Genomic DNA, 19675 nt, shown 5'->3' on the forward strand with positions numbered 1-19675 from the left:
ATCTTTGGGGAAGGTGCAAACCTTCTCCAATGCATCACGCATTACGGAAATCAGCGAGCCTGTTTGCATTTTTTGGAACCGTAATTCCACAATTTGCAAACCCCGATTATGCTGGAAAGGTTCCCGCCTAGTTGCCATCCACAAGCTTGTTCAACAAATCCCGGACCTCTTCTCTGGACAGCCCTGAGGACATCATGAGAGATGCCCCGTAGGCGCCGGAAATCAACACGCGCGCCCTAAGGATCGCATCCGGCTCCCCCGCGTCCTGAAGCACGGCAGTCATGAGGCCCATCAACGCACTATGGTGATTGGCGGCGATCTTGCGCACATCGGGATCGTGGCGCCCCCGTTCCGTGACCACGTTCACCATTAAGCACCCGCGGCCTTCGTCGACATGGGCGATTTGGTGAACCACCTCTTGAAGCTTTCCTCGCGCGTCCCGTGGACTTTGCGCGATATCCCTCAGCAACCGGATACAATGCTGCGAATACAGGTCCAGTGCTTCCAAAAGGACCGCTCGCTTTGACCCGAATGCAGCGTAGAAGCTTGACCGGCTCAAACCCATGCGGTCGATCAGATCTCCAATGGGGGTCGCCTAGAGCGGCCATCCCACAGCAGATCCATGGCCGTTTCAAGAACGACGCGCCGATCGAAGCCTGTCGGGCGGCCAGCCTTTCGGAGAGGAGAGATGGGACCGTTCATCTGGAACGACACCGAGTTCGATCTTCTTGGAAGTTTCACAGCACAGGGCATGCTCAACTCAGATGCTATTCTGTCAGTGCCAGGGAAATTTTTAAACACTCTGCACCATTGTTCGGTTCTAATCTGCAGGGTGAAAAGTGGCAATTTGCGCCTGTTCTCAGATATCTGAATGAATGCCGCCCTGAAGAACGCGGCGGCGAGACCATGGAGCAAGCAGCTGTTTCGAGCGCACCCAACCTGGGGAATGGTGGCCGACACCATTAGGCTGAAGATACGGCAGTCCCTCAGTGCGTTATCAATCGAACAACATTGGCCCGCAACCCGCCTGCGGCCATATGGGTGTCCAGCCAGATACTGACATTGTCATGACCGCTTGCAGCGTTGTGCTTTTTTTTCGGCTTGTGCTATGGTTGCTCTTAATTTTCCAAAGGTCATGCGGGTTAGGCCATTTAAGCCTCTTTCAAGAGCGTCACCTAATAGCGGGCATATGAAATGCAGGGGTTAAGGATCAAGGCATGAAACATCAGACACGTGTTTTTACTGCGCTAGCGACACTTGCCGGCGCTCCGGCATGGGCAGGGGGGCTGACGGTGCCCGTCATCGATCAGCCCATCTCGATTGAGTCCGTTTCTGTCATGGCGCCGCTTGACTGGGCGGGCGGATATGTCGGCGGCAATCTTGGCTATGGAACAGCCGAGATCGAAGCGCAGGACATTCTGGCATTGCAGACGGATGCGTTGGGCATCGGCCGTACCCTGTTTAAACCCGACGGGCTGACAGGCGGTCTTCGCGGCGGCTATGACTGGCAGCGCGGCCAATTTGTGTTTGGCCTTGGGGGCGATTATTCTCTTGGTGACAGAGATAGCGGGCTGGAAGATGCCGACACTGCCGTCACCCTGAGCGACCCGACTGCTACCCTATCTGAGGTGGGCCGCGTGTTCGGTCGCGTAGGCTATGCGACAGGGCCCTGGTTGCCTTACGCGTTGCTGGGCTACAGCACCGCAAAGCTGGAAATCAGCGGCCCGGATGGCGGCGAGGGCGACATCGAAGGTGTCACAGCTGGTATCGGGGTTGAGCGACGCTTCATGGGCAACTTCTCGGGATATGGCGAATATAGCTATACCGACTTTGGCGACGTTGCGGGTGCAGATGACCAGATCAGCGTCGATCTGAACGAGATCAGAATGGGCGTGAACTATCGCTTCTGAGCCCTGACGTGACCGGGCAACGGCCCGGTCACGTCGCAAAGACCCACAAGACCGAAAATCCAAGGGCCAGCCATGGGCCAAAGGCCAATGTTCCGTCAGGGTTTCGTGACCGCAGGGCCTGAACTCCGACCTGCGCCAGGCCACCGACAGCCGCGATCAGGACCAGCGCTGGCAGCATTTGCCAACCTAACCAAGCCCCCGCCGCCGCCAGCAATTTAGCGTCGCCAAGACCCAACCCCTCGGTGCCGCGCAGCCGGAAAAAAGCGCTGCCGATAGCGGCAAAGATTAGATAGCCCACTGCCGCCCCGATTACCCGGTCGTTCAGCACCTGCGATGGTGCGCCCAACCAGACCTGCCCCGCCGCCAGGGCCAGTCCCGCAGCGATCAGCGGCAAACTTAACATGTCAGGAATACGCCGGTGTCGGACGTCGGTCACGGCGATGGCCAGCAACGTGGCCAGCAGGCAGAATGTGATCAGCATGCGCAACGCTAGCGCGGCACCGAAACAGGCGAAAGCTACAGAGATCACATTCTCGTCGATTCACTTTTTTTCAACCACGACGCAACTTGCTGTGACATGGTGCGTGAATGGCTTGGACGCACTTTGCCCGTCATGGATCGCTAAAGTCTGTCCGCATCCGGCAATGCCTTATTGATCGACTGGTATCTATTGTTTGCCCGGTGACCGTTAGGTCATCTGAATGGAGGATAAGATGACGTCTCTTTCCCGTTATACCCTAAGCACGATACTGGCAGGGTCAGTGGTCCTGACAGCGCCCGTCGCCTTTGCGTCCAGCCACCGCGAGGCCCCGGCAACTGCGGGCATGCCGCGCGTCGATGCGACCGACTTCTACATGTTCCGCAGCTACGAGCCTGGACGCGAGGATTTCGTGACCTTGATCGCGAACTATAACCCGGTTCAGGCCCCCTATGGCGGTCCGAACTATTTCGCGCTGGACAACGATGCAATCTACGAGATCCATATCGACAACACTGGAGATGCGGTCGAGGATCTGACCTTTCAGTTCAGCTTCGACAGCGCGCTGGCGAACGAAGGCAACGGAATCACGCTGCGGGTGGGCGATCAGGACGTCGCCATCCCCCTGCGCCAGGCAGGTCAGTTAGGCAACCGGCCGAATGATCCCAACATCAACGAGACCGAGTCGTATACCGTGACGATGGTACAAGGCGACCGCCGCAGCGGCACACGCACGCCAATCACCCGGGGCGGCAACGACTCTGCGCGGTTCGTCAAACCGATCGATAATATTGGCAACAAGACGATCCCGGATTATGCGGCCTATGCCAATGCCCATATTTATCCGATCCGCGTTCCTGGCTGCACCGGCCAAGGCCGCGTGTTCGTCGGCCAGCGCGCTGAAGCTTTTGCCGTCAATCTGGGCGAGATCTTCGATTTGGTAAACCTTGTCCCGATCCAGGGCGCGGCCAATCCTACCTGGCCGCAATATTCCACTGCGACCCCATTCCCGGGCGGCATCACCCAAGACCGTGCGAACGACGACCTGGTCGACAAGGCCAACGTGACCTCAATCGCGATGGAGCTGCCAATCTCGTGTCTGACCGGCGAGGGCAATGGCGTCATTGGCGGCTGGACCACCGCCAGCCTGCCGCAGGCCCGCCTGCTGGACCCGTCGCCGACCTATAACGGCACCGCGTCGCAGGGTGGCGCGTTCGTTCAGGTCTCGCGCCTGTCCGCGCCGCTGGTCAACGAAGTCGTCATCGGCCTGCCCGACAAGAACCTGTTCAACGCTGCACAGCCGACGCAGGATTCCGCACTCGCAACCTATGTTACCAACCCGACGCTGCCCGCGCTGCTGAACCTGCTGTTCCGCGATGCGGTCAACGCGACCTTGGGCACCGATATAGAGAACCTGGCACCCACTAACCTACCGCGGACCGACCTGGTCACCGCGTTCCTGACCGGCTTCCCGGGCGTGAACCAGTTGGCCACCGTCACCCCGTCGGAAATGATGCGCCTGAACACCGCCATCCCGGCAACGCCGCGCGCCCAGCAGAACGCCTTTGGCGTCGTGGCCGAGGATTTGGCGGGCTTTCCGAACGGTCGCCGTCCTGCCGACGACACCGTGGACATCGCCCTGCGCGTCGTGATGGGTGCCCTGTGCCATCCGCTGCCCTTGGGTGCCGAACTGGGCATTCCGGGTGCGGTCCAAGGCACGCCAAGCGATCTGGTCAACTTGGGCATCTGCGAGCCCGAGGATGCGGCCGTGGGTAATGTGCCCTTTACCGATGGCGCACCGATCACCGCCGCCGAACTGCAGAATGCCTTCCCCTATCTGAACGCGCCGATCCCCGGCTCGCCCAACAACTAAGGACAGGACATGACCAGACACGTCAAACTGCTGTCGGGACTGGGTCTTGCGCTGGCCGTGCTTGCGGCCTGCGACGGATCGGACGGGACGTTCGGCAATGCCCAGACCCAGTTCGGTCCGGCCTTTGCCGCGGCGTTCAACGCCCAGCCCGTGGACGAACCGAAAGAGGATCTGGCGATCATCTTCCGCGGCGTCAATGGCCCGAACTTTACCGCCGAGCCGATCGACATCTGATCGCACCGGCACATCTGACACGGGGCGGCCGCACATCGCGGCCGCCCTTTTTCGCATGCGGGTCAGGGCCTGCCGCGGAACGGCGTTTCGCGTGCGACAACGGCGACGCTTGGGCGGTCACCCGGCCCGGTCGCCCGCTGGATCAGTGCGGTCGATTGCTGGACGGTCTGGCCAACTTGCACGCTGACCGTGACCCCGAACCAACTTGAGGTGAAGCCTGCTCCTGGCGGCAGGATAAGCCGAGCATTCACTACGTCCTGCGGTGTTAGCAGACCATTGCGGTCGCGGGTCGCGATCAGAGTCGCGGCCTGGACCGGATTGTCGGTCAGCACGCCGATGACGTGCGGCGGCGCAGTGTTCAGGTTCACATCCGTCGAATTGGGCAATACGGTCAGAAAATCCGACAGTTGGGCCACTTCCTGCGGGGTGAGCCCTGCCTCGGCGGTCAGGTCGCCAAGCCGATCCAGCACTTGCTGTTGCGCCAGCCGCGCGACCACCCGCGCCGCCACGTCGGCGGGCAGATCCAGCGCTGCGCCCACCCGGGTCAGGACCTGCGCCCCAAGCGCACCGCGCATCGCGTTGCTGTTCAGGTTGATGCGCGATTGTGCATCCTGGATGGACAGCGAAAAGCTGCCCTGCGCGATGGCGATGGGGTCCTGTGCGACCTGCGCCCAAGGCTCGGACAGGTTGTCGGTCTGGGGTGCCTCCGCCATGTCGCGGGTCAGAGCGGAGATCAGACTGGCCTCCCCGGCGGCGATGAGGGCCTGTGCCTGACCGGCATCGCTGAACCTCTGGCTGCGGGTGATCGACAGATCCGAAAGGCTGATCATTGCGTAGAGAACCGAAGATGCCAGCGCCAGGGTGACCAGCACGTTGATCAGCACGACGCCATCCTGCGGGTCGCGGGCCGCCATCAGCGCGGCTCGGAGGGCAGGGTGGCGACGCGGCGCAGTTGCCTGTCGTCGGCCAGGGTGATGATAGCGGCCACCGCCACCGGGTTGGGCGGGCGCTGCGACAACACCGCGACCGCGCGCGGCGGCGGCCACTGATCCACCCATCCCACGCCCGGATCATAGAATTGCCAAGCAATTCCCGCCACATCGCTCAACAAAGACTGGCGCGCCACCGGGTCGCCGCCGGCCGAGGCGACATCGCGCAGCAACACCCCCTCCTGCACCTGATAGGTCAGGGTGATCCAGCCCGCGCCCGTTTCGGCCGCACTGCGCCCAACTGACAGGACCGGCCCTGCTTCGCCATCCTGCCAGGACAGTGTGCCGGACCGCGCCTGCCTGAAATCGGTGGAAAGAAGGTACATTCCGCGCTGGATCTGGGCCAGACGCTCCAGCCGTCCCTCGGTTCCTGCCTGGGTGCGCAGGATCTGGTCCAGCATCCCGAACCCCGCACCGCCGATCAGCGCGAACAGGACCAGCGCCACCAGCACCTCGACCAGCGTGACCCCTGCCGTGGCAGATCGCAGGGTGGGGCGCGTCACGTGCCGGTAATCTCGCCCAAGGCCTCGATACCGCCACCCACAATGCCCAGCACGGTCAGGTCGCGCTGACAGCGGCCATCTTCGACAAAGCGGAAATTACCCAAAGCACCGGTAAAGCCCGCCTGCCGCAACAGGCCTTTTCGGTTCAGCTCGCCCGAATTGCCCATGCCGACGGCGATCAGTGCCGCATCATACCCCAGGGCCGCGATGATGCCCGGCGCCTCGCCGAAAGCCGCCTGAAACTGGTCCGAAAACGGCTGAAACAGGTTGGGTGGGGCAGCGGCAAACCAAGCCCCGGAGAGGTTCGGGTCGGCCGCCGCATCCGACACGCCCCATTGGACCGATCCCAACACCTGCATGCCACTGCCTTGCAGCTGTCGGGCAAACGCTGTCAGGGTCGCGCCCCCATCGGGCAGGAAAACTGCTTGCGGCAAGGTGCCTCCGCTTGCAGCGCGGATCGCATCGATCAGCCCCCCCTGTTCGGGGTCGCGCAGCAGCGTCGCAGTCAACGTGATGCCGCCACCCCGGGCGATGCCCCCCGCGGATGCGATCGAGGCGACCCCAAGCGGCGTGTTGCGCGCTACCAGTGCGATCCGCGTCAACCCCTGCGCGCGGGCATAGCTGAACATTGTCGAGACCGATTGCGCCGGTGTGACGCCCATGACGAACGCGCCTTGCGCGCCCAACGTGTCGTCATTGGAAAACGTCACCACCGGCACCCCACCCGCCACCGCCAGAACCGCAGGCGTCTGATTGCCCCGCAACGGCCCCATTAGTATCCGGGCGCCCCCGGCCAGCGCCCGGCGCGCGGCCTCTGCGGCACCGTCAGGCGTGTCGGCGGTGTCAAAGACCGCAGGCGCGGCGGACGGATCAAGTCCCTGCGTGACAAGCGACGCCGCCCGCCCCATATTTTGGCCGACAGCAGACAGCGATCCCGACAGGGGCAGCAACAGCGCCGCATCACGCCCGCCCACACCCGACCCCCGCGCGCCAAGCGCGCCGCCGCCGCAGGCCGCCAGCGGCACAATCAAGGGAAGAGACCAGGATGCCAGAAGCGATCGACACAAGGTCCGACGGGAAATCGCGGCTGCGGACGGTTGTTCTGTCGTCATCGGTGGTCCTCCTTGGAATCATCGCGCTGAGCGTTGGTCTTGTCTGGTATATGCCAGCGCGGGTGGTGGTGCATCACGCAAACCTGCCTTTGGGCGAGGCGGTGGTATCTGGCAGGGCGTTGGCGGGGGCCGCGGATCTGCCACAGGGGTATCGCGCGGAATGGCGGATCAATGCGGGACGTAGCTTGCTGGCCTTTTCGCCGACATTCGATGTGACTGCGATCGGGCTGGGGGCGGACCTGCGGGGCCGCGTGTCGCTCCTGCCGGGGAAATACACCCTGCGTGCGCTCAGTGGTACCGTGGGGTGGCCGATGGTCACACAGCTGATGCCCGGTCTGGCGATCGGCTGCGATCTGACGGCCAGCTTCGATGATCTGGCGGTCCGTCAGGCGGGTGCTGCGCGTGATGCGTCGGGCGGGCTGCGGACTGGGCCAGGAAGCTGTGCCCGGCTGGACGGCAGCGTCAGCGGCGTGCCGGTACCCGCGCTGATAGCCACGCTGAACGGAGTCGAGGATGGCGTGCAGGGCGTGCTGGCGGCGCAAAGCGCGCCCGACACTCCGTTTGCCACCGCCACGCTGACCGATCAGAACAGACTGATCTTGCGGGTACATGCGGCGGGTGCCCGGCTGGTTCCCGGCATGCCCGCCACATCCGATAGCGAGATAGAGCTGCCGCTGTCGGCCATCCTGCCTTGAGGCGCCGTCAGACCCCCGCAAGGCTGTTCATCGACACGATGGGCAGCAGGATCGCCAACACCATGATCATCACGAACCCGCCCATGATCAGCAGGATCGCCGGTTCGACCAGCGCCACCAGCGCGCGCACCCAGGCATCCAGATCGCGCTGCTGATCGGTTGCGGCACGGTCCAACGCGTCGCCCAGATGGCCACCGGCCTCGCCGCTGGCGACCATCGCGATCAGCATGGCAGGAAAGACCCCGGCCTCTTCCATGGCGCGTTTTAGGCTGATACCCTGCCGGATCTTTTCTGTGGCGTCCACCACGCGGGCGCGCACGAATAGGTTGGGTGTGACGTCGGATGCGGCGGCCAACGCCTCGATCAGGGGCACGCGGCTTTGCACCAACGTGGCCAGCGTGCCTGCGAATTGCGATGCGTTCATGCGCTGGACGACGCGTGCGGTGGGGCGGCGCGTGGCCAGCACTCGGTGCCAGCGCAGTCGGTTCTGCCCTGTGCCCAGCCAGCGTCGGAACCCAAAAGCCGCAGCCACCACCAATCCCAAGGCAATCAGCCCGTATCCGCGCACGAGATCCGATACTGCGATCAGCGCCCGCGTCAGGAACGGCAGGTCCGCGCCGCGCGCGCTGAACACGCGCATGATGTCAGGGATCACAAAGGCCATCAGCATGGTGATGATCGCCAGGCTGACAAAGGCCAGCAGCGCCGGATACAGCAACGCCAGCTGGACGGTCTGGCGGTTTCGGGCGCGGTTCTCAACGAAATTCGCCAGATGCGCCATGACCTGATCCAGCCGCCCCGATTGTTCCCCCGCCCGGACCGAGGCGCGGTAGAAATCGGAAAACACCTGGGGATACCCGGCCAGCGCCTCGCCAAAGGAACGTCCTTCCAGCACCGCGCCGCGCACAGTCAGCAGGATGCCCGCAACCTTGGGCGGCTGCCCCACGGCAATGGCAGACAGTGCGTCTTCGACCCTCAGGCCCGCACCCAGCAGGGTGGACATCTGCCGGGTGACCAGCGTCAGCGCCGACAGGGGGATCCGTGCGCCCTTGCTGCGACGCGGCACGGACGCGGTGTCGGCGCGGGCAGCCTTGCCAGATTGGGCCTTACCGGGCGCCACGCCTTCGACCTCCAGCGGCAGCAGGCCGCGCCCGCGCAGGCCCGCGCGGGCGGCGGCGGCGGTCGCGGCCTCGTACATGCCGCTTTGCGGTTTACCCGCGGCGTCGATGGCTTTGAAACGGAACGCGGGCATGCCCTCAGACCTCTTGCACGACGCGGGCGACGTCCTCGATGGTGGTCAGCCCGGCGCGGATCTGGCGCAGCCCGTCAGTGACCAGACCGGGCCCGTCGCGGCGCGCGGCGTCGGTCAGATCAGCCTCGGACGCACCTTGATGAATCAGGGTTTCCAGATCGCGGGTGATGGCGATCACCTCGTAGATGCCGGCGCGGCCGCGATAGCCCTGACCATGACAGGACGCGCAGCCCGTGGCGCGGAACACCGTCTCGCCCACGGCAAGTCCATCGATCAGCGCCGCATCGGCCTGGGTCGCGGGTTCCGGGCGGCGGCAGTCTGTGCACAGGCGACGCACCAGCCGCTGCGCCACGACGCCGATCAGCATCGGCGCCAGCAGGAACCGTTCGACCCCCATGTCGATCAGCCGCGATACCGCGCCGATGGCGGTGTTGGTGTGCAGGGTGGACAAGACGAAATGGCCCGTCATCGCGGATTCCACGGCGATTTGGGCAGTCTCGCGGTCACGGATTTCGCCCACCATGATCACGTCGGGGTCCTGGCGCAGGATGGCGCGCAGGCCGCGCGCAAAGGTCAGGTCGGTGCGGGCATTCACCTGCATCTGGCCGATCCCGTCCACGGAATACTCGATCGGATCCTCGACCGTCATGATGTTGCGGGTGCGGTCGTTCAGATGATCCAGCGCGGCGTAAAGCGATGTTGTCTTGCCCGACCCGGTCGGCCCCGTCACCAGCAGCATCCCGTCGGGCCGCGCCAGCAGACGGGCAAACACCGCGCCGTCACGCGGGCTCATGCCCAAGCGGTCGAGTCCGAGGCGCGTCTGGTCGCGGTCCAGCAGGCGCATCACCACCCGCTCGCCATATTGCGAGGGGATGGTCGACACGCGGACATCAACCTCGTGGCCGCCCACGCGCAGCGACACGCGCCCGTCCTGCGGAAGGCGTTTTTCGGCGATGTCCAGCCGGGCCATGACCTTGATGCGGCTGACCAACAGGGGCGCCAGTGCGCGCTTGGGTTCGACCATCTGGCGCAGGATGCCGTCGATGCGAAACCGCACGACAAGTCGTTTCTCCTGCGTCTCGATATGGATGTCGGAGGCGTTTTCGCGGATCGCCTCCAGGAGCAGAGCGTTGATCAGGCGCACGACGGGCGCGTCGCCCGACTGGTCCAGCAGGTCGTCCACGACCGCAGCCGTATCAGCCAGCGACGCCAGGTCGTCGTCATCGCCCGCTGCGTCCGATGCATCCGAGGCGTTGTCACGATAGGCCTGTGCCAGCCGCGTGTCGAAATCGGCCTGCGCGACCGGTGCCAGGCGCAGGGCGGGGCCGGCCAGGCGGCGCACCTCGGCAAGGGCGGAGAGGGGGGCTGCGGGGCGGGCTACGCAGACCGGGCCACCCTCGCCCTGTTCCAGAAGAACCCCGTGCTGGCGGGCAAACGCATACGGCAGACGCATGTCGGGGGTCATCGTTCCAGCACCATGGTTGCATTGACCACACCAGGGGCTGGGCGGCGGGACAGGTCTAACTCTGTGGCGCGCAGGGCGCTGTCGCGGGCCATCGCCTCCAGCCACAGGACCAATGTCTGGAACGCAGCGTCGTCCACGGTGACGCGGATGCGCTCGCCTTCCGGTTCCAGACGGCGGATCGTCAGGTCGAACCCTGATGCGGCCTCGGTCACGATGGCGTTCAGCGCGCGGGCGTCGACAGGTCCTGCAGGGGCGGCAGGTACGCTGCCCATTTGCAGCGCGACGAGCGCGCGGTCGTACAATGCGATCTGCTGGCTGGCGGCGTGACGGCGCGACTGCACCGGCTGCCAGATCAGCGTGACTGCAACCCACACCAGCAGTACCGCCGCGCCGATGCCCAGCAGCCAGCGTTCGCGCGGCGTGCGTTCGGAAAGCCAGCGGGGCAGCCAGTCGCGCATCGTCCCGGTCATGGCGCGCGCCGCGAAACGGTCATCTGCACTTCGGCCGCACCGTCGCGGGTGGTGGCGGCACCGGCCTGAACGGACAGGCCCGCGTCCTGCAGACTGGCCTCGATCTGCTGCAGGGCGGCCAGATCGGCGGCCTCCAGCGTCATCACGATGCTGTCCTGCACATAGCTGAGATCGGTCAGCGTGACCTGTCCCGCCTGATCGGCCATCGCGGCAAAGACCTGAGGGGCCAGATCCAGAAACCCGGTCCCCGCTGTCACCCCCGACGCGGTCAGCGCCTGCGACAGGCTGGCCGTCAGGTCCGCGCCCACCGGCTGGCCTGCGGCGCTCAGGGCGGCGCGCAGTTCCACCTCCCGGGCTGTCTCTATGCGGGTCAGGGCGATCATGTCGGCAGTGGCTATCATCAGATGGCCCAACAGAAACGCCAAAAGCACGGCGATCGCAAGACGAGCCCCGCGCGGCAGGCGGACCACGCCGCCGGGCCTGATCCCTGCCATCAGGTCGAACCGCGCTAGCGTCGGATCAGGACCGGCGGGCAGGGGCAGCATGTCCGTGACGGCCATCCCATCGGGCAGCGGACCGCCGCAGGAATGCAATGGTGGCGACCCCGACATGGTCCACAATACGGTCGCGCTGGCAGGATCGGTGGCAAGGCCGGTCCCGTCGGGCAGGCGCACCAGCACACGCCCTGGCTGGCCCAGCACCGCCCATCCGCCCTCTGGAACCGGCAAGGTCAGCACGTCGGGCAGCAGGCGGTGCCCCTGCGGCACCGTCACATCCGCCAACACCTGACGGCTGACGACCGCGACCAGCCAGCGCCCGTCGGGCATCTGCGGTCCCGGCACGACATGCACCTGATCCAGCGATTGGGCCAGATCATCCTCGATCGCAAACCCAGTGGCGATGCGCCGTTGTGCGGCAGACATGGCGGGCAGGGTGACCGACAACAGCAGCACATCCTCGGATGGCAGAAATGTCACGTCGTCGGGCACAGTTACGGGCCGGGTGGCAATCAGGGGTCTGGTCACGTCACGGTCGGGCAGGGCTGCAGCAGGGCTAATCGCGGTCATCTTCGGCCAGTTCGCTTGCTATGATGCTCCATTTTCTTCATGCTGAAATTAGGATGTCAAACCATGCACGGTTTCAAGAGATATGAGGCCGCGCCCGCCAAATCTGCGTGAAAGCCCGACCCATGCGCCTGAAGCCCCGCCGCAACCGCAACAGCCGCGACCCTGAAAGCGGCGTCACTTTGATCGAGATGATGGTCGTGCTGGTCATCATCGGCATTGTCGCAGCCCTTGTCGTGCCGCAGGTGATCGGGCGCCCGGACGAGGCGCGTGTTGCCGTGGCTGGTGCAGACATGCGCACCATTTCCTCCAGCCTGGAAATGTACCGCCTGGATAACCGCACCTATCCGACCACGGCACAGGGATTGTCGGCGCTGTCGGTCCAGCCCTCGCAGGCGCCCCTGCCGGTGAACTGGGCCACGGGCGGTTATCTGCCGGACTTGCCCGTCGATCCGTGGGGCAACCCCTACGAATATAGAGCCCCGGCCGAGGCCGGCCCGTATGAAATACTGTCACTTGGCGCCGATGGCGCGCCGGGCGGCGAAGGCGTGGATGCCGACATTCGTCAGGGACCGGGTGTCGCCACCGCCGGTGCGGGTGGATGACGTCACGCCACGGGACGGACAGGCGCGTGCGGGACCGTCAGGCGGGCCTGACCCTGATCGAAGTGTTGGTGGTGATCGCCGTGATCGGCGTCGCCACTGGCGCCACGATGATGGGCCTGAACGGCGCCGACCGAGGCGCCCGTGCACAATCCGAGGCCGTGCGCCTGTCGCGTCAGCTGACGCTGGCCGTGGACGAGGCCATGATTTCCGGTCTGGCCCTGCAGTTGGTCTGGGACGCGGACGGATATTCCTTTCAGCAATGGCAGAAAGCGGGGGACGGATGGGGTCCTGCCTCGGTTCCGGGGCTGGCCATGCGGCATGACATCCGCGCGCCGTTGCAGATGGGCATGGCGGGCGATGGCGGCGCGGTCCTGATCGCGGCCAGCGGCAGCGGCCCGGCCCGGCAGATCCTGTTCGCCGGCGTGGGCGTGCCTTGGACCGTTGGCTTTGACGGCTTCACCGCTCTGGCCGGACCGCAGGAGCCCGCATGAGGCGCGCGCCCGATGCCGGTTTCACCCTGATCGAGACGTTGGTCGCGTTGGCGATCCTGGCGATGTCGGCCATGGCCTTGCTGGGCGCGACCGAGGCGCATATCCGCACTATCGCCGCGCTGGAATCCCGTGCCGCCGCGCAGTGGGTGGCCGAGAATTATCTGGCCGAACTAGCCGTAGGTGCGGATCCCGACGCCGAACCCGCGCCGATGCTGGGCGTCAGCCTGTCGGTCACCGAGACGCGCAGCCCGACCAGCGACCCCGATCTGGAACAGGTCGATCTGGCTGCAACTGATCGTGCCGACGGACGTGTCTATGCCAGACTGACGGGATTTGTGATGCGCGGGGCGGACAGATGATCGACATAGCACGCCTTACCGGTGGCATGCCGGTCCGGATTTGGCCGGCGGCCTTGTGGACGCTGGCCGCAGCGACTGCGATCAATCTTGGCTGGTCCGCGGCCCCGGTCATCTGGCGCTTGGCTGGGCAGGATGGCCAGATCATTCCCGCCTTCGCGGGTCCTCAGGCCGCCGCTGCAGCGCGCACCGATCTGGCGCCGCTGCTGGACTTTGCGCCATTCGGTCAAGACAGCTTGCCCACACCCGAACCGCAGGTGACGGGCGAAACCAGCCTTGGCCTGACGTTGCTGGGTGTGACGATCGGGAACCCGGCCTCGGCGTCGCGGGCGATCATCTCGGGCGGGGACACGCCGGTAGCCAGCTATCCCGTTGGTGCACGCGTCCTGGGAAATGCCGATGTGGCCGAGGTTAACGCTGATCATGTCGTGCTGCGCGTCGACGGCAGATTGGAAACGCTGTCATTCGCCGATACGCGAACTGCCACCGCGAGGGCCGTGGGCGGCAACCTGCGCAACCTGATTCCGCAAGCGACGCAGGCCGCGCCGACCAACACGTCCAATGCGCCCGAGGACGTGATCAACCGTTACCGCGCCGCGATTCAAGCAGATGCGCTTGGCGTTCTGGACAGGCTGGGTGTGACCCCAACACCCGATGGCTATCAAATCGGTGTCAATGCCTCGCCGGGGGTCTTGCAGGCTGGTATGCGTCCGGGTGACGTGATCACATCCGTGAACGGTCAGCGGGTGGGGGACATGGAGGCCGACCGGCGATATTTCGACCAGGTTGCGGCGTCGGGCCGTGCCCGTGTCGAATTACAACGTGACGGGCAGGCGATTGTCATGTCATTTCCTCTCAAATGATGGGCACGATGCTTCAGTTTCGCATAGGATTTCTCTTGCTGGGCCTGGGTTTTCCGGGCCTGGTTTCTGCGCAGGTGGCGGACGCTCCTGACCCTGTGCTGCCCGGCCCAAATGTGTCAGCGCCGAACGTGATCGAGGAATCGACCCTGCCGTCCCCGGCCGATGCGATCCTGCCCCCGCTGGAGGAGCAGGCCGCGCCCGACGGATCGATTACGCCGCCGGTTACAAGCTTACCGCCTGCCACGTCCATTCCCGCGCCCGCGATCCTTCCGGAAAGTCCGGTCCTGGCAGACAGCGGCCCCACCTTTGTCATCAACCTGCGCGATGCCGACATCCGCTCTTTGTCTGAACAAGTGTCTGAAATCACCAGCCGCACTCTGGTGCTGGACCCGAACGTGACGGGGGTTGTGACGGTCATCTCGACCACGCCGCTAACGGCGGCGGGGGTTTGGGAATTGTTCCAGTCGGTGCTGGCCGTGCAGGGGTTCGCGGCGCTGCCGTCGGGCGATCTGTGGCGCATCGTGCCCCAGGCCACCATCCGCGAAGGTGGGACCACGCCGCAGGAAACGCCCAATCCGGGGCGGCTGGACGTGATCACCGAACTGGTGACCCTGCGCAATTTTCCAGCCACGACGGCGGTCGCGGCCCTCCGCCCACTGGTCGCCAGCTTTGGGTACATCGAGGCGATCGTGGATACCAACACGCTGGTCATCACCGACACGGCGGAAAACGTTCGCCGGATCGAGGATATTGTTCGGGCGCTGGACGTCGATAACGGACAAGAGGTCTATTCGATCCGCGTTCGGAACGCCGACGCAACAGAGGTGGGCGCGGCGCTGCAAGGTGCGCTTGGATCGGCAGTCGAGGGGGCAGCAGGGAATGCCCTGATACCTCGCGTAACCGTCGACGCGCGGTCGAACACGATCCTCTTGAACACAGATCCCGAGACCATTGCGGTTGCCCGCGACATCGTGGCCAGTCTCGATGTGCCCGGCCCGCCGGTGCCGTCGGTCCTACCTATTACCCGAGTCTACAACCTGCGCTTTGCCGACGCGGAATCCATGGCCGAGGTGCTGCAGGGACTGGTGGGGTCCGGGGGGTTGGCCACCAATCCGATCGCGGAATCGCTGCCCGATCCCGATTTTTTCAGCGGAGAGGTCGTGGACGCCACGCTCGGGCAACTGGCTACCGCGCCCCCGGTGTCGTCGCTGGCGGCTGAGGATATCTCGATCCAGGCAGTGGTTGATTCCAATGCCATCGTCGTGCGCGCCCGCGCTGAGGTGCAGGCCGATCTGGCCGCCCTGATCGGTCAACTGGACCAGCGCCGACCCCAGGTCCTGATCGAGGCCGCCATCGTCGAGGTGTCGGGCGACATCGCCGAGGCACTGGGCGTACAGCTAGGCTTTGGTGCCGCCGCCCCGCCTGCTGGCTTTGCGGCCACCTCGTTTTCGCCAGGCGGGCCAACCCTGCGCAACATCCTGACACTGCTGGGCGCGCCGGTCGCGGGGGGGGTGTCGCCGCAGGGCTTGTCTATCGGACTGTCCAGTCAGGATGAATTCGGCGTCCTGCTGCAGGCGCTTGGATCATCGACCAAGGCGAACCTCTTGTCGAACCCGTCGATCACCACGCTCGACAATCAGGCGGCCGAAATTATCGTCGGCCAGAACGTGCCATTTCGAACAGGATCCTTTACCAGCGAAGGCAGCACTCAGAACACGATCGAGCGCCGCGACGTGGGCATCACGATGCGTGTCATTCCCCGGGTGAACCAAGGCGATGTGGTGCAGTTGGACATCGAACAAGAGGCATCCTCGCTTGCGCAATCAACCGTACAGGGAGCTGCCGACCTGATCACCAACACCCGCAGCATCAAGACCACCGTGCTGGCCGACAATGGCGGCACGATCGTGCTGGGCGGCCTGATCTCCGACGACCGACAGACGAACCAGACTGATGTACCGGGCCTCAGCCGGATCCCCGTGGTTGGCGGTCTGTTCCGATCGCGCCAGGAATCTGCGCGCCGCCAGACGCTGTTCGTCTTCCTACGCCCGACAATTCTGCGAACACGGGGCGATGCCCAAGCCGTTTCGGGCAACAGGTTCCAACGCCTCCGCGCGATTGAGGCGGCGCCCCCGGACCAAGGCAGCCTGCTACTTGCACCCAAACCCGTTCAACGTTTGCCGGTCGAGATTGATGGATTGTATTAATCGCGCCATTGCCGCACTTGCGCTGGTCATAATAGGCCTTGCGGTCCCGGCGGCCGGACACGAATTCTGGATCGAACCAAGCACTTTCCGTGTCGAGACTGGTGCTCCCATCACCGCCCGTACCATGATCGGCAGCCACTTTTTCGGCGAAGAGCTCGCGAATTACGCCTCAATGCAGCGGGCCGTGGATGTCTGGCGGGGCAACGACACCCGCCCGGTGACAGGCCTCGAAGAGCAGGTCCCGTCCCTGCAGACCCCGTCCATGGGCGACGGGCTGCACGTCCTACGGTATCAGTCAACGAATTTCCAGGTAACTTATGACAGCTATGCCAAATGGGTCATGTTCCTGCTGGAGGCGCAACGGCTGGACCTGATGGCGCAGCAAGCCCCGGGCGATCAGATCCGCGAGGTTTATTTCCGCTATGCGAAATCGCTGGTCGCGGTGGGGGACGGGCAGGGCGCGGACCGCTTCCTCGGCATGCCGCTGGAACTGGTCGCGCTGACCAATCCCTATCAGGATCGCCCCGAGTTCGTGCGCCTGCGGGTGCATTTCCTGGACGAACCCGCGCCCGACGCGGCGGTCCACGTCTTCATCCGCGACGCGGCGGGCGCGGTGACCAACCTGCGCCTGCGCACCGATGCCGCCGGAGAGGTCGCGGTGCCCACCGACATTCCCGGCACCTACATGGTCAACGCCATCCAGGTCCTGCCGGCCAGCGCGCGCATGACGGAATTGCTGGGCGCGGACTGGCAGTCGCTGTGGGCCTCGATGACCTATGACATTCGCTAGGATCGCGCTGGTGATCGCGGCCCTGTCCGCCGCGGCGTTCTGGTTCCTGCGCGACCCCGCAGCACCCCCCGGTCCGACCGCCGAGCAGGCGCTGCCCGACCTGCTGACGCAGGTATATCGCGCCTACGCGCTGGAGGACGAGGCCGCCATATTCGACGCGCTGTCGCAAGCGGCCACGGGCGACGTGGTGACCGACCTGTATCTGCAACGCCGCGCAGCCCAGGTTGCCGACCATGCCGAGGATGGCCAGACCCAGATCCTGTCGGTCGAGGTCTATGACACTGAAATGCTGGCCGACCCCAACCATGTCCGCGCGGCGTGGCGCGTGGTGGGTCGCGTCAGGCATGCCGCGCATGTCCACGAACGCATCAACCTCTATTCAGCCGATCTGGCGCTGGCGCGGACCGATGACGGCTGGCGGCTGGCGGATTTCGTGCTGACCCAGGCCGACCGCGACGCCGCCATCGAATTCGAGGGCGGCGAGTGATCGCGCTGCACGATGTGGCCTTTGCCTATCCTCAGGGCGGGTTTCGGATCCATGTACCGCATCTGGATATCGCGGCGGGTGCCCGCGTCGCCATCGTCGGCCCGTCGGGCACGGGCAAGACGACAGTCCTGAACCTGATCGCCGGGCTGGTCGTGCCACTGGGGGGCAGCGTGATGGTGGACGGCACCGATATGGCCGCCCTGCCTGATGCCGCGCGGCGCCGGTTCCGCCTGACGCGCATCGGGTTCGTGTTCCAGAACTTTGCGCTGATCGAATACTTGACCGTGCTGGACAACATATTGATCGCCGCGCGCATCCATCCCGACCTGCCCCTGACCCCCAACCTGCGCGCCCGCGCCCGCGACCTGGCGGATGCCGTGGGCATGGGCGACAAGATCGACCGCCACCCGGGCGGCCTCAGCATGGGCGAACAGCAACGGGTGGCGATTGCCCGCGCCCTGCTAGCGCGCCCCGCGATCCTGCTGGCGGATGAGGCGACGGGCAACCTGGACCCCGACACCAAGGGCCGCATCCTGGACCTGCTGTTCGATCAGGCGGCCCGCAGCGGCACGACGGTTCTGGCCGTGACCCACGACCACGATCTGCTGCCGCGCTTCGACCGGACGATCGATTTCCGCGACCTGCAGGCCGCGCCATGAGGCACGCGCTGACGCTGGCTTTGGCCTATCTGCTGTTCCACCGTCTGACCTCGGGGGCGCTGATCATCTGCATCGCGCTGATAGTGGCGGTGCCGGTGGCGACCCGGCTGATCCTGAACGCCGCGCAGCAGGGGCTGGGCGACCGCGCGCGCCAGACGCCCCTGCTGTTGGGCGCGCGGGGATCGACGCTGGATCTGACGCTGGCCGCGCTGTATTTCGACGGGGCGGTGCCGGGGGACGTGACGCAGGGCGCGGCGGACGCGGTCTGGGGCAGCGGGCTGGGGCTGGCCATCCCGCTGCATCTGGGCCTGACCGCGCGGCAGGCGCCGCTGGTCGGCACCACGCTGGATTATTTCGATTATCGACGCCTGACGTTGGCCCAAGGCCGCCCGCTGGCCCAGATCGGAGAGGCGGTGCTGGGCGCATCCGCCGCCCGCAATCTGGGTCTGGCCCCCGGCGACACGGTGGTGACCGACGCTCGCACTCTGTTCGATCTGGAGGGGGTCTATCCGCTGGAGCTGACTGTCGCGGGGGTCTTGGCGCCGTCGCGCAGCGCCGATGACGACGCAGTGTTCGTGGACATGAACACGGTCTGGATCATCGCGGGCATCGGGCACGGCCATACCGAACCCGTGGCCAATGAAAACGGCCTGCCGGTCGTGGCCAGCCCCGCAATCCGCCAGTTCAACCGCATCACGCCCGACACCATCACCAGCTTTCACGTCCATGCCGACCCGGCCGCCCTGCCCGTCAGCGCGGTGATCGTGGTGCCAGACGACGACCGAGCGGCCGCAATCCTGCAGGGCCGCTATCTGGCGGCGTCGGACCCGCTGCAGCTGATCGCGCCGGTGGCGGTGATCGACCGCCTGCTGGGCACGCTGCTGCGCATCGGGCGGCTGCTGGATCTGGTCGTGGTGATCGTGGGGGCGGCGACGCTGATCGCGGTCGCGCTGGCGCTGACGCTGGCCACGCGGCTGCGGGCTGCGGAAATGGCGACGCTGTTCCGCCTTGGCGCGCACCGGCTGACCATCGCGCGCATCATCGGTGCCCAGATCGGGGTGATCCTGATGCTGGGGCTAGCGCTGGCCGCAACTTTCCTGATCCCGCTTGCGTGGTTCTCATCGACCATCGCGGACATGATGCTCTCAACGGGTCTGTGACCCCGACCGAAA

General features: G+C 65.3%; 22 protein-coding genes. 13 read left to right on the top strand and 9 right to left on the bottom strand.

Annotated elements, in window-relative coordinates; genetic code table 11:
- Window positions 1-127: 127 nt before the first annotated feature.
- Window positions 128-508 (bottom strand): hypothetical protein, encoded by a 381-nt coding sequence (locus tag E4191_RS20410; protein ID WP_139616205.1) that lies wholly within the window; start codon window positions 506-508, stop codon window positions 128-130.
- A 709-nt stretch (window positions 509-1217) separates the two neighbouring features.
- On the opposite strand from E4191_RS20410, the gene E4191_RS20415 reads away from it, so the two are divergent.
- Window positions 1218-1910 carry an outer membrane protein gene (locus E4191_RS20415; RefSeq protein ID WP_139616206.1) on the top strand — a complete coding sequence of 231 codons (693 nt, stop codon included), beginning with the start codon at window positions 1218-1220 and terminating at the stop codon, window positions 1908-1910.
- Between the two features lie 28 nt (window positions 1911-1938).
- Here E4191_RS20415 and E4191_RS20420 read toward each other — a convergent pair whose 3' ends face one another.
- Window positions 1939-2391, bottom strand: coding sequence for a prepilin peptidase (locus tag E4191_RS20420; protein WP_135816576.1), 453 nt, complete (start codon window positions 2389-2391; stop codon window positions 1939-1941).
- A 232-nt stretch (window positions 2392-2623) separates the two neighbouring features.
- On the opposite strand from E4191_RS20420, the gene E4191_RS20425 reads away from it, so the two are divergent.
- Window positions 2624-4261, top strand: coding sequence for a DUF4331 domain-containing protein (locus E4191_RS20425; protein ID WP_135816598.1), 1638 nt, complete (start codon window positions 2624-2626; stop codon window positions 4259-4261).
- A 9-nt stretch (window positions 4262-4270) separates the two neighbouring features.
- The gene (locus E4191_RS20430) at window positions 4271-4495 is read left to right on the top strand and encodes a hypothetical protein (RefSeq protein ID WP_135816577.1); all 225 of its coding nucleotides are present in this window, start codon (window positions 4271-4273) and stop codon (window positions 4493-4495) included.
- Between the two features lie 62 nt (window positions 4496-4557).
- Here E4191_RS20430 and E4191_RS20435 read toward each other — a convergent pair whose 3' ends face one another.
- From E4191_RS20435 to E4191_RS20445, 3 genes are read right to left on the bottom strand one after another with little or no spacing between them, the layout of a single operon-like run.
- Complete coding sequence (locus tag E4191_RS20435) at window positions 4558-5409, bottom strand: type II secretion system minor pseudopilin (RefSeq protein WP_228461871.1); 852 nt, start codon at window positions 5407-5409, stop codon at window positions 4558-4560.
- On the bottom strand, window positions 5409-5987 hold the full coding sequence (locus tag E4191_RS20440) for a type II secretion system protein GspJ (RefSeq protein WP_135816579.1): 579 nt from the start codon (window positions 5985-5987) through the stop codon (window positions 5409-5411). Before E4191_RS20440 ends, E4191_RS20435 begins: the two co-directional genes overlap by 1 nt.
- A complete protein-coding gene (locus E4191_RS20445; protein WP_228461888.1) occupies window positions 5984-7012 on the bottom strand; it encodes an ABC transporter substrate-binding protein in 1029 nt (342 codons plus the stop codon). The genes E4191_RS20440 and E4191_RS20445 overlap by 4 nt, the downstream gene beginning before the upstream one ends.
- A gap of 20 nt (window positions 7013-7032) precedes the next feature.
- On the opposite strand from E4191_RS20445, the gene E4191_RS20450 reads away from it, so the two are divergent.
- Window positions 7033-7794 carry a hypothetical protein gene (locus E4191_RS20450; RefSeq protein ID WP_139616208.1) on the top strand — a complete coding sequence of 254 codons (762 nt, stop codon included), beginning with the start codon at window positions 7033-7035 and terminating at the stop codon, window positions 7792-7794.
- A gap of 7 nt (window positions 7795-7801) precedes the next feature.
- On the opposite strand, the gene E4191_RS20455 is transcribed toward E4191_RS20450, so the two are convergent.
- From E4191_RS20455 to gspL, 4 genes are read right to left on the bottom strand one after another with little or no spacing between them, the layout of a single operon-like run.
- Window positions 7802-9046 carry a type II secretion system F family protein gene (locus E4191_RS20455; RefSeq protein WP_139616209.1) on the bottom strand — a complete coding sequence of 415 codons (1245 nt, stop codon included), beginning with the start codon at window positions 9044-9046 and terminating at the stop codon, window positions 7802-7804.
- A 4-nt stretch (window positions 9047-9050) separates the two neighbouring features.
- Entirely contained in the window at window positions 9051-10499 is a 1449-nt protein-coding gene (gene gspE, locus E4191_RS20460; RefSeq protein ID WP_240768846.1) for a type II secretion system ATPase GspE, read from the bottom strand.
- An 8-nt stretch (window positions 10500-10507) separates the two neighbouring features.
- Complete coding sequence (gene gspM, locus E4191_RS20465; RefSeq protein ID WP_135816584.1) at window positions 10508-10981, bottom strand: type II secretion system protein GspM; 474 nt, start codon at window positions 10979-10981, stop codon at window positions 10508-10510.
- Window positions 10978-12048 (bottom strand): type II secretion system protein GspL, encoded by a 1071-nt coding sequence (gene gspL, locus E4191_RS20470; RefSeq protein WP_139616210.1) that lies wholly within the window; start codon window positions 12046-12048, stop codon window positions 10978-10980. The genes gspM and gspL overlap by 4 nt, the downstream gene beginning before the upstream one ends.
- A gap of 122 nt (window positions 12049-12170) precedes the next feature.
- Here gspL and gspG point away from each other — a divergent pair, with 122 nt between their 5' ends.
- The 9 genes from gspG to E4191_RS20515 are packed head-to-tail and all read left to right on the top strand — an operon-like array spanning window position 12171 to window position 19663.
- Window positions 12171-12650 carry a type II secretion system major pseudopilin GspG gene (gspG, locus tag E4191_RS20475; RefSeq protein ID WP_139616211.1) on the top strand — a complete coding sequence of 160 codons (480 nt, stop codon included), beginning with the start codon at window positions 12171-12173 and terminating at the stop codon, window positions 12648-12650.
- A gap of 26 nt (window positions 12651-12676) precedes the next feature.
- Window positions 12677-13141 carry a pilus assembly FimT family protein gene (locus E4191_RS20480; RefSeq protein WP_168217354.1) on the top strand — a complete coding sequence of 155 codons (465 nt, stop codon included), beginning with the start codon at window positions 12677-12679 and terminating at the stop codon, window positions 13139-13141.
- Window positions 13138-13500 (top strand): type II secretion system minor pseudopilin GspI, encoded by a 363-nt coding sequence (gspI, locus tag E4191_RS20485; protein WP_135816588.1) that lies wholly within the window; start codon window positions 13138-13140, stop codon window positions 13498-13500. Before E4191_RS20480 ends, gspI begins: the two co-directional genes overlap by 4 nt.
- The gene (locus E4191_RS20490) at window positions 13497-14360 is read left to right on the top strand and encodes a type II secretion system protein N (RefSeq protein ID WP_139616212.1); all 864 of its coding nucleotides are present in this window, start codon (window positions 13497-13499) and stop codon (window positions 14358-14360) included. Before gspI ends, E4191_RS20490 begins: the two co-directional genes overlap by 4 nt.
- An 8-nt stretch (window positions 14361-14368) precedes the next feature.
- A complete protein-coding gene (gspD, locus tag E4191_RS20495) occupies window positions 14369-16567 on the top strand; it encodes a type II secretion system secretin GspD (RefSeq protein WP_228461872.1) in 2199 nt (732 codons plus the stop codon).
- Window positions 16554-17357: a DUF4198 domain-containing protein gene (locus E4191_RS20500; RefSeq protein WP_139616213.1), complete on the top strand. Its 804-nt coding sequence runs from the start codon at window positions 16554-16556 to the stop codon at window positions 17355-17357. The genes gspD and E4191_RS20500 overlap by 14 nt, the downstream gene beginning before the upstream one ends.
- Window positions 17344-17844, top strand: coding sequence for a hypothetical protein (locus E4191_RS20505; RefSeq protein WP_139616214.1), 501 nt, complete (start codon window positions 17344-17346; stop codon window positions 17842-17844). The genes E4191_RS20500 and E4191_RS20505 overlap by 14 nt, the downstream gene beginning before the upstream one ends.
- A complete protein-coding gene (locus E4191_RS20510; RefSeq protein WP_135816592.1) occupies window positions 17841-18503 on the top strand; it encodes an ABC transporter ATP-binding protein in 663 nt (220 codons plus the stop codon). The genes E4191_RS20505 and E4191_RS20510 overlap by 4 nt, the downstream gene beginning before the upstream one ends.
- Window positions 18500-19663, top strand: coding sequence for an ABC transporter permease (locus tag E4191_RS20515; RefSeq protein ID WP_135816593.1), 1164 nt, complete (start codon window positions 18500-18502; stop codon window positions 19661-19663). Before E4191_RS20510 ends, E4191_RS20515 begins: the two co-directional genes overlap by 4 nt.
- Window positions 19664-19675 lie beyond the last annotated feature (12 nt).

This window comes from Paracoccus liaowanqingii (genome assembly GCF_004683865.2).
GTDB classification, from domain to species: domain Bacteria; phylum Pseudomonadota; class Alphaproteobacteria; order Rhodobacterales; family Rhodobacteraceae; genus Paracoccus; species Paracoccus liaowanqingii.

Bases quoted from the DNA above. Each gene is read 5' to 3' on its own strand.
- E4191_RS20415 (WP_139616206.1), top strand. From the start codon at position 1,218: ATGAAACATCAGACACGTGTTTTTACTGCGCTAGCGACACTTGCCGGC.
- E4191_RS20420 (WP_135816576.1), bottom strand. From the start codon at position 2,391: ATGCTGATCACATTCTGCCTGCTGGCCACGTTGCTGGCCATCGCCGTG.
- E4191_RS20425 (WP_135816598.1), top strand. From the start codon at position 2,624: ATGACGTCTCTTTCCCGTTATACCCTAAGCACGATACTGGCAGGGTCA.
- E4191_RS20430 (WP_135816577.1), top strand. From the start codon at position 4,271: ATGACCAGACACGTCAAACTGCTGTCGGGACTGGGTCTTGCGCTGGCC.
- E4191_RS20435 (WP_228461871.1), bottom strand. From the start codon at position 5,409: ATGGCGGCCCGCGACCCGCAGGATGGCGTCGTGCTGATCAACGTGCTG.
- E4191_RS20450 (WP_139616208.1), top strand. From the start codon at position 7,033: ATGCCAGAAGCGATCGACACAAGGTCCGACGGGAAATCGCGGCTGCGG.
- E4191_RS20455 (WP_139616209.1), bottom strand. From the start codon at position 9,046: ATGCCCGCGTTCCGTTTCAAAGCCATCGACGCCGCGGGTAAACCGCAA.
- gspE (WP_240768846.1), bottom strand. From the start codon at position 10,499: ATGCGTCTGCCGTATGCGTTTGCCCGCCAGCACGGGGTTCTTCTGGAA.
- gspM (WP_135816584.1), bottom strand. From the start codon at position 10,981: ATGACCGGGACGATGCGCGACTGGCTGCCCCGCTGGCTTTCCGAACGC.
- gspL (WP_139616210.1), bottom strand. From the start codon at position 12,048: ATGACCGCGATTAGCCCTGCTGCAGCCCTGCCCGACCGTGACGTGACC.
- gspG (WP_139616211.1), top strand. From the start codon at position 12,171: ATGCGCCTGAAGCCCCGCCGCAACCGCAACAGCCGCGACCCTGAAAGC.
- gspI (WP_135816588.1), top strand. From the start codon at position 13,138: ATGAGGCGCGCGCCCGATGCCGGTTTCACCCTGATCGAGACGTTGGTC.
- E4191_RS20490 (WP_139616212.1), top strand. From the start codon at position 13,497: ATGATCGACATAGCACGCCTTACCGGTGGCATGCCGGTCCGGATTTGG.
- gspD (WP_228461872.1), top strand. From the start codon at position 14,369: ATGCTTCAGTTTCGCATAGGATTTCTCTTGCTGGGCCTGGGTTTTCCG.
- E4191_RS20500 (WP_139616213.1), top strand. From the start codon at position 16,554: ATGGATTGTATTAATCGCGCCATTGCCGCACTTGCGCTGGTCATAATA.
- E4191_RS20505 (WP_139616214.1), top strand. From the start codon at position 17,344: ATGACATTCGCTAGGATCGCGCTGGTGATCGCGGCCCTGTCCGCCGCG.
- E4191_RS20515 (WP_135816593.1), top strand. From the start codon at position 18,500: ATGAGGCACGCGCTGACGCTGGCTTTGGCCTATCTGCTGTTCCACCGT.